Source organism: Pandoraea aquatica, assembly GCF_902459565.1.
GTDB classification, from domain to species: Bacteria; Pseudomonadota; Gammaproteobacteria; order Burkholderiales; family Burkholderiaceae; genus Pandoraea; species Pandoraea aquatica.
In genome coordinates this window covers 1,169,521-1,178,972 of sequence record NZ_CABPSN010000001.1, presented here as the reverse complement: position 1 = coordinate 1,178,972, position 9,452 = coordinate 1,169,521, and the positions used below count along the sequence as shown (strand labels likewise).

The window sequence follows — 9,452 nt, the reverse complement described above, 5'->3', positions numbered from 1 at the left end:
ACGGCCTCGTGTGGCGCATGCTCGCTTGCCGCGACATGTACAACGCGAGGCCATCTCCATTCGATTTCTGATGGTTCGATAGAAGGATTTCGCGATGTCTCTCGCCAATTCGGCCAACGTGGCCAATGTCCCCAAGGCTGACGACTCGGCACTGATGCGACGCTTTCTCGCCTTGCCCGGCGACAAGCGTCGCGTGTTTCAGTCGCGCGCTCGTGAGCAGGGCGTCGATCTGGCCAGTCTGCCGATTCCGGGCGGCCTGCGTGACGGGGCCGACGCGCCGTTGTCGTACGCGCAGCAACGCCTGTGGGTCGTGGAGCAACTGCATCCGGGCACGGGCGCGTACAACATTCCTGCGGCCGTGCGATTGAAAGGGACGCTGAACGTTGTAGCGCTGTCGCAAGCCTTCGCGGCCATCGTCGCACGCCATGAAGCGCTGCGCACCAGCTTTCACGAAGGTCCGAACGGGGCCGTGCAGCGCGTACATGATGACGTGCCGTTCTCCATCGACTACGAAGACTGGCAAAGCGATGGCACGACCGTCGCGGATCAGGACGCGCGAGTGCAAGCGTGCGCGCGGGACGAGGCGGTACGTCCCTTCGCGCTGGACGTCGCGCCGCTGATGCGCGCGCGACTGATTCGTGTGGCGGCCGACGAACACGTGTTGCTGCTCACGCTGCATCACATCGTGGCGGACGCATGGTCAATGACGCGTCTGGTGGAGGAATGCACACGTGGCTACGCGCAGTTCATCGGTGCCGGCGAAGCAGAGACTCACGTCGCAGCGCTGCCCGAGTTGCCAGTGCAGTACGCCGACTACGCCATCTGGCAACGCGGCTGGCTGGAAGCCGGTGAGCTGGAGCGGCAACTGGACTACTGGCGTGCGCAGCTCGGCGACGAACATCCCATCTTGCCTTTGCCGACGGACCGTCCGCGCCCGGCCGTGCCGAGCGGACGCGGCGCGACGTATGTCATGGACGCCGACGCGCCGCTCACCGCACGGCTGCGTGAGTTGGCGCGTACTCACGACACCACGCTCTACACCGTGTTGCTCGCGGCGTATGGCGTGTGGCTGGGACGCATTGCCGGTGTTCGCAGTGTCTGCGTTGGTGTGCCGGTCGCCGGGCGCGCGAAGCTGGAAACGGAGCCGCTGATCGGCTTCTTCGTCAACACGCAGGTCATGCGTGTGCCGCTCGATCCGAAGGCATCCTTCGGCGGACTTGTCGCGACGATGCGCGCGCGGGCCATCGAAGCGCAAGCGCATGCCGATGTGCCGTTCGACAAGCTTGTCGAAGCGCTGCAACCGGCGCGCGACGCGTCCGTCAACGCGTTGTTTCAGGCGAAATTCAATCACGAGATTGCGCGCGACGCCGTACCGGAGGTGGCGGGTCTTCGCATTGAGCCCGTGGTCGTCGCCGGACAAAGCTCGCACTTCGATCTCTCGCTCGACACGCTGGAGCGCGGCGACACGTTGCAGATCGCGCTGACGTACGCCACGGACCTGTTCGACGCATCGACGGTCGAGCCGCTGGCGCGCGCGTTCCGTCGTCTGCTCGCACAACTGGCGCAGGCACCGGACGACCGGCTCGCCGATATTGCACTGAACGCCGACGTGCCGGTCACGACCGACGGTGAGCGGCGCGTATGGGAGACGCGCGACTGGATGGAAACGTGGGCGTCGCGCGTCGCGCAGCAGGGGGACGCGCTTGCCGTCGAAGGCGGGGATGGCGCGTGGTCGCGTCGCACGCTCGACGCGCATGCCAATCGTGTGGCGCAGGCGCTTGCGACGCGGGGCGTCGGTGCGGAGGATCGCGTTGCGCTGTTAATGCCGCGCAGCGCCGGTTGGGTCGCCGCGATGCTCGGTGTATGGAAGCTGGGCGCGGCTTACGTGCCGCTGGACCCGACGCAACCGTCCGCGCGTCTCGCACAATTGATCGCAGCGAGCGGCGCGAAGGCGCTGGTCGTCGCGCCCGATGTTGCGTCGGTCCCTCAGGTTGACGGCTGCCAGACGCTGGCCATCGTCGATGTGCTGGCAGGAGACGAGGTGCGCTTCGTCAATCGCAGCGTGCATCCGGCGCAGGCGGCTTACGTCATCTACACCTCGGGGTCCACCGGACAGCCGAAGGGCGTCGTGGTGAGCCGAGGGGCGCTGCACAACTACGTGCAGGGCGTGACGTCCCAACTGCATGATTTCCCGGAAGACGCCGGGATGGCGATGGTCTCGACCGTCGCAGCCGATCTCGGGCACACGGTGCTGTTCGGCGCGCTCGCGATGGGACGGCCGCTGCATCTCATGCCGCCGGAAGATGCCTTCGACGCGGGACGCTTCGCAGAATGGATGCGCGAGCGCCGCATCGGGGCGACGAAGATCGTGCCGAGCCATCTGAAGGGGCTGATGCTGGCCGCAGGGCCGGACGTGCTGCCGCACGACTGGCTGATCGTGGGCGGGGAAGCGGCGGATGCCGAGTTGCTGACGTTGCTGCACACCCATCGTCCAGCGCTGCGCGTACTCAATCACTATGGACCGACGGAAACGACTGTGGGCGTGCTCACTCACCGCTCGGTATCGAACGACGTGTTATTGCCCGTGGGCATGCCGCTACCGAACGTGAGTGCCTACGTACTCGACGACGACTTCAACGCGGTGCCGCCCGGCGTGAGCGGCGAGCTATACATCGGCGGTGTCGCACTCGCGCGTGGCTATCTCGGCGAGCCGGGCAAGACGGCGGAGCGCTTCGTGCCGGATCCGTGGCGTCCGGGCGCGCGGATGTATCGCACGGGCGATCGTGTGAAGCGGCGTGCAGACGGCGAAATCGTCTATCTCGGACGCGCCGACGATCAGGTGAAGATTCGTGGCTATCGCGTGGAGCCGGGCGAGGTGGCGCATGCGCTGCGTGCGCTGGGCGGTGTGCAGGATGCCGTCGTCCTCGTGGCACGCGACGCGCGCGGCCAATCGCAATTGCTCGCTGGCTACACGGGGGAGCTGACCGAGGCCGACGCGAAGGCAGCGCTCACCTCGGCCTTGCCGTCGGCGTGGGTGCCGTCGCGGCTCGTGCGGCTGGCCGCACTTCCGCTCACGGCGAACGGCAAGGTGGACCGTCGCGCGTTGCTGGCGGCGATATCGACCGACACGTCCGTCGCAGACGCGAAGGCACTGACCGCACCGTCTGGCGAGATCGGGGCGCTCGAAGCCCGCATCGCGGACGTCTGGAAAGCGGTATTGAAGACGGATCACGTGAGCCGCGACGCAAACTTCTTCGAGATCGGCGGCGATTCGATTCTGGCGTTGCAGGTAATTGCACGCCTTAAGCGCGGGACGCCGCCGCTCAAGGTCAGTCTGCGCGAACTGATGCAGCACGGCACGGTGGCGCGCCTTGCGGCCGCGCTCACGCCTTCGGACGCCACGCCATCGGCCGGTGGCGAGCTGCTGGTGCGGTTGAATGCCAGCCAGTCGGCGGCGCCCGCGCTGTTCTGCGTTCACCCGGCGGTGGGCACCGTCTTCGACTATCGTCCGCTTGCGCAGGCATTGGCCGACGAACGCCCGGTGATCGGCATTCAGTCGCGCATGTTGCTCGATCCGGCATGGTCAGACACGTCGCTCGATGAAATGGCGGGACGATATGTCGATGCCGTGCGCACCGCACAGCCGAACGGGCCGTATCACCTGCTCGGCTGGTCGCTCGGTGGACCGATTGCGATGGCGATGGCCGAGCGTCTGCGTGCCAGCGGCCAGACGGTAGCGTTCCTCGGGCTGGCGGATACGTTCGTGCCGACGCAGCAAGACGATGCGTCATCCGTCGCCTCGTCGCGCGACTGGACGGGCGATCTGCTCGACTATCTCGTCACGATCCTGCCGCAGGTCGATGCGGCGAAACTGCGCGCGTCGCTCGCACCGCATGCCGGGAAGCCGCTGGATGAAGGCGTACTGGCGGCCGCCGTCGACGCCGCATTGACGATGCACGGGCAGGGCGGTGCGCCGGTGGCCGCTAAGGGCGATTACGCGTCGCTCGGTCGCGACGAGCTCGCGCACATGTTCCGGGTGACGGCGCACTTGCGCTCGCTGGCAGACGTTCACCGTCTGCGGCCGGCCGTGGTGCCCGTACATGCGTGGTGGGTCGAGCGACGTGCGTCGGACGACCGCGAACGGCTGTCGCGTGCGATGGGGACAGTACCGGTGTACGAGGGCACGGTCGCGTCGAGTCACATGCAACTGCCCCGCACGAAGGCGTGGATCGATGATGTTGCCCGGTCGATGCGGGAGGTGAGCGAAGTGAGTACTACTGGGGTGAGCGTCGCCGCTTGAGATCGCGGTGGCGACGTCACAAAAAAAAGCGAGGCCGGTTCAATGGCCTCGCTTTTTTTCGACACGTCAGACGTCCAACTTGAACGTCTGACCACTTCTCTTACCAGCTATACCTCGCCGTCCCGAGAATCGTACGGCGTGCACCATAGGCGCACTGGGCGGTCGTCACACACACGACGTAGGTCTTGTCGAAGATGTTGCTGCCGTCGAGCTGGAAGCGCCAGTGCTTGTCCAACTGGTAGTGCAGGCCCAGGTCGACCAGCGTGCGCGACGGTGCTTGTCCGGCAGTGTTGGTCGCGTCGATGAAGGTCGGTCCGACGTAGCGAATGCCACCGTTAAAGCCGAAACCCTTGAGTACACCCGCGTGGAACGTGTAGTCGGCCCACAGCGCGGCGGCCGTGCGCGGTTGCTGCGGCGGTACCTTGCCCAGCAGCGTCGGGTCGGTGGTCTTCGAGTTGGTGATGTTCGTGTTCGTGTACGAGCCGATCACCTTCAGGTTGTCGGTGACTTCGCCGACCGCTTCGAGTTCGAAGCCCTTCGAGTGTTGCTCGCCCGTCGTAGTCGAGAATGCCGTGTTGACCGGATCGGGCGTGAGCACATTCGTCATGCGGATGTCGAACAGCGACAGCGTGATGAAGCTGTTGTAGCCCTTCGGCTGATACTTCACGCCGATTTCATACTGCTTGCCCTTCGACGGGTTGAACTGGTTGCCGAGGCGGTCCACACCGATGTTCGGCTGGAACGACTCGGAGTAGCTGAAGTACGGCGCCAGCCCCATGTCGAACAGATACGTCAGGCCGGCACGATAGGTCGCCTGCTGGTCCGACTGATTCGACGAGCGGTTCGTCAGCCGGTTGTAGACGTTCTGTGCCACCCAGTCCTGACGCACGCCCAGCGTGAGCAACCACTTCTCGTACTTGATCTGGTCCTGGAAGTAGAGACCGCCTTGCGTGAAGCGCGAGTCGTTGTCCAATGCCTGACGCGTCAGACCGAACACGGCCGCACCATAGTTGGGCGAGAAGATGTCGAGCTGGTTCGCCGCGCTCGCCACACCCTGACGCATGCTGCGATGCTCGTTGTAGTAGTAATAGTCGAAGCCGAAAAGCGCTACGTGCGAGAGCGGACCCGTGGTGAATTTCGTCTGCAACTGGTTATCGATGGTGAGCACGTCCGTCTGACGATAGTCGGCAAACGGCAAGCGGTTGATCAGTCGTGTGCTGCCCGGCGCGAAGCCCAGACCGTAGGCGTCCGTGTCGACCTTGTAGTCGAAGTACGAATAACGCGCGGCTTGCTTGAACGTCACCTGATCGTTGAAGCGATGTTCGAGCTGATAACCGGCGAAGACCTGCTCGCGCTTGATGTTGTCGTAGTTCGGATCGCCCACGAAGCGGCCGACCGGAATCTGGCCGTTCGGGTTCGGCAGCACCGTGCCGGAAGCAGGCAGGAACTGGCCGAAGCCGAGTTTGTCGCGCTGGTAACTGGCTTCGAACGTGATCGTGGTCTTGTCGCTGGCCTTCCACGTGAGCGACGGTGCGATGTAGATGCGGTCGTTCGGCGTGTAATCGACCTGCGTATTGCTGTCGCGGAACAGGCCGACGAGGCGGTAGAGAACCTTGCCATCAGCGTCGAGCGGTCCGCTGAAGTCGAAGGCCGCCTGCTTGTTCTTGAACGAACCGGCCGAGAGCTGGATTTCGTGAAGCGGCGTTTCCAGCGGCTTCTTCGTGACCATGTTGATCAGGCCGCCGGGCGTGTTCTGTCCGTACAGCACCGACGACGGTCCGCGCAGGATTTCGATGCGCTCGAGGCCGTAGGGGTCCAGCTGGAATTCGGTCGCCGATTGCAGGCGCGTGCCGTCCATGAACAGGCCCAGCGTGGACGCCGAGAAGCCGCGAATGTTGATCCAGTCGAAGCGCGTCTCGAAGCCTGCGTTGTCGGGCAGCACGCCGGCGCTGTAGCGCATGGCCTGACTGACCGACTGCGCGCCCAGATCCTGAATCATCTCCTTGGGAATAACCGACACCGACTGCGGATTCTCGATGAGCGGGGTATCCGTCTTGGTACCCGTGGTGCTGCGCTTGGCGACGATACCGTCGACCGGCCCTGCGCCGTTCTCCGGCGCACGTTCGGCGCTCACCTGTGTGGGCGAGAGGGCGACGTCGCCTTGCTGGCTGCTCGTCTGCGCCCAAGCGCCGTGGGAGAAAGCCAGCGGCGCGAAGGCGAGACTGGCTGCCAGCGCGATGTGACGGTGAATTGGGCGGATCGGGCGATGGATCGATTGCAGGCGACTGGCCCCCCGGCCACGTGCGCTCCCGTAGTGCTTCATCTAAGACTCCTAGGTTTTTATCGAAGACTGAGGCGACGTGCGCACTCGAATCCCCGGGCGACGGCACCTATCGAGTAGTGGACGAACCAACTTGCCGGATATTTAGGGGGCCAACATCAACCTGTCATGCAGCGCGCCTCATTGCGACAGATGCAGCACGCTGACGGTGGCCGCTGCCACGTCGGCTTCGGTGAGCGGCGCAGCCTGCCAGCGTTTGTCGGCCCACGCTTGCAAGGCCGTCGCGTTGCGCGGATCGGCGCGGTCGTCCGCAGGGCCGGAGGCGTCGAGGGTGGCGGCAGCGACGCGTCGCGCCGGATCGTCGGGGAACGAGACCACCTGGAGATAGGTATCGCCGCGTGGTGCCGTGTCCATGCCATAGCGATCGGTGCCCATGCGAGCGTCGGCGCACATGATTGAGAAGTAGCCCGCGATGTCGCAGCCGCCCGACAGACCGATGCGACGTCCGCCACGGGTGGCGAAGAGCGCTTCGTCACGTCGGCTGTCGAGCGCCAGCCCCATGCGTTGCATCTCCAGCACGGCCGCGCCCAGCACTTGCGCGAGCGACGCGCTGTCTGCGGCGAGTCCGGCGGGCGTCGCCACGGGCCGCGTCGCATCGAACGGCTCGGCAAACGCCCGGCGACCGGTGGCATCGACGCCCGCGAGCCGGATCCAGACGGCATCCCACAAGTTCGCGCCTCTGGCGCTGCGGTCTCCCGTGCCGTCCCATGCGGCCAGCACCCGGCAGGCCGGTGCGAGATCGACGGTCTGTGGCGACTTCAACGGCTTGCCGTCGAGCGGATCTTGCGTGATTCGCACGTCGAAGCGTTGGTTTTTGCGCCCGGGCGCCGATGGGCACACTCGCGCGAGGAACGACTGGCGAGTGAGGTCAGCGGACAACGGATCGGCGCGCAGCACGGACTCGCGCACTGCCTGCGTCGTGACCGGACCGGCGGCGCGCAAGGCGGCAATGCGTTGCAGGCCCGCGCGGCTGCGCAGCGAGAGCGGTGCGTTGCTTTGGCCAAGCACGCTACTGAGATGGGAGAGTGGCGCGTCCGGCGCGGCCAGCCACGCGCTGTCGTTCATGTTGGCGACGACCGTGTCGCTCATGATGTCCGGCATCTCGTGGCGGCCCAGCGTGCCCGGCAACGGGCTGTCCGGCGCGGTTTGCCATGCGCAGGCGCTGCGGCTGCCGTCGAGCACGGGCAGGCCCGGTGCGGCCTTCGCGAAGGCCAGTCCTGCGGGCTTGGCGGTGCAAGCGGCCGACAACGTGTCCGGCACGCCCGGCACCGGGCCGATGTCGCCGAACCACACACGCGGGTCGCGTCGGCCGATGGCCACGGTGTTGACCCACGGATTGGCCGCGTCGGTGCGCATGCCGGACGCGAAGGCGTCGAGCGAGTCGGCCTGCGCCATGCGCAGATAGTGGTCGAGCAGGCCGAAGTTGTTCGCGTTGGCGTCGCGCAGCACCAGCGCCTGACGCGTCGTCCAGCCCAGCGCTGGCGACATGGGCGAGAGATTGACGACCGGTCCGTCTGCGGTGCGATACAGCGTTCGTGGGATGGTCGATGCTTTGCCTTGCGCGTCACGCACGGGGACCGCCACGGACACGCGCTGCATGGCTTCGGTGCGACCGTCGATCCGGTAGCGGGTCGGGTCGGCCGGATCGAGCGTGAGGGCGATCAGACCGAAGCGTCGCGCGCTGGAGACCGTATGCGTCCAGGCGACGTCCTGCGTGAAGCCGATCATGACGAACGGCGCGCCGAGCATGCCGACGCCCGAGACGTCCAACTGGCCGGGGATCGTGAGATGGGCAGGGTAGAGCCGGTCGGGGCCTTCCCAGTACCAGTGCGGGCTGCCGTACAGGATCGGCTGACCGTCGGCGCTCAGCGACGCCCCGAAGGCAAACGCGTTGCTGCCGACGCCTGCATCGTTGATCGACGCCAGCGACATCGGGGGCGCGGTGGCGGGCAACGATGTCGCGACCTTGCGCGCCGGGCGGGGTCGACCATTGATCGCCGCACTGGCTGACGGCGGCCGGGCCGTCGCGATGGCGGTGATCTGCGTGGCGGCGCTCGCGGCGAGCGTGGCGGCGTAGAGGCGGCGGTAGACGTCGTCCTCCGTCACCGTGCCTAGCTGCCGCACCCAGTCGGCGTTGCGGCAGGCGGTGTGCCTACCGGCATCGGTGCCCGCGCGCACGTCTTGCAGATAGCGGGTGACACCGGCCGCGAAGCCTTGCGCCAGCTCACGTCCACGCGGCGACTGGGCAGCGCGATACCGGTCGAGGGTGGCCGCGTCGAACGTCAGGCGAAAGAAGACGTCCGCATCGAGGTTGTTCGGCTGGCCGAAGGTTGCGCGCACAGCAACGCGTCCGTCTGCCCCGAAGGCGAGCGAGCGCTCGCCCCGAAACGTCACGATGCTCTCGGCGAGCGTGCAGAGATTGTCCTGCGCCTGTGCGTAACCGAAACCGTAGCCCAGTCCGCCCCAGTTCTCGGCACGGACGTGGGCGGTGCCGTCGGTCGTGCGACGCACGTCGGCGTTGTAATGCGCGGTAATGGTTGGGGCGCGCGATTCCGAGGTTTTGGGGGCTTCGGCGACCTGATGTGTCGGGGAATTCGGTGACGTGCATGCTGCAAGGCACAGGGTCATGACGGCCAGCGCGGTTCGCAGGCGGCTAGACGTCATCGCGGAGGAAAGCAGAGCAGGTAAGGCGGGACGGGCAGAGCAGGCAAGAAACAGGCGCGACGGCTGGGGCGATCGGGACATGGGTAAATATGCCGGTTGGTGATACGTCTTTTGAGCGACGAACCACTACTTCCGGAGTTTAGGCGG

General features: G+C 66.1%; 3 protein-coding genes. 1 reads left to right on the top strand and 2 read right to left on the bottom strand.

Going from position 1 to position 9,452, the window contains the following annotated elements; translation table 11 throughout:
• Positions 1-94: 94 nt before the first annotated feature.
• Positions 95-4,300: an amino acid adenylation domain-containing protein gene (locus PAQ31011_RS05135; protein WP_150574741.1), complete on the top strand. Its 4,206-nt coding sequence runs from the start codon at positions 95-97 to the stop codon at positions 4,298-4,300.
• A gap of 100 nt (positions 4,301-4,400) precedes the next feature.
• Here the strand turns inward: PAQ31011_RS05135 and panL are convergent, their stop codons facing one another.
• Both panL and PAQ31011_RS05125 read right to left on the bottom strand, forming a co-directional pair.
• Positions 4,401-6,623: a TonB-dependent pandorabactin receptor PanL gene (gene panL, locus PAQ31011_RS05130; protein WP_150574740.1), complete on the bottom strand. Its 2,223-nt coding sequence runs from the start codon at positions 6,621-6,623 to the stop codon at positions 4,401-4,403.
• Positions 6,624-6,761: 138 nt separating this feature from the next.
• On the bottom strand, positions 6,762-9,386 hold the full coding sequence (locus PAQ31011_RS05125; protein ID WP_150574739.1) for a penicillin acylase family protein: 2,625 nt from the start codon (positions 9,384-9,386) through the stop codon (positions 6,762-6,764).
• Between the last annotated feature and the right edge of the window lie 66 nt (positions 9,387-9,452).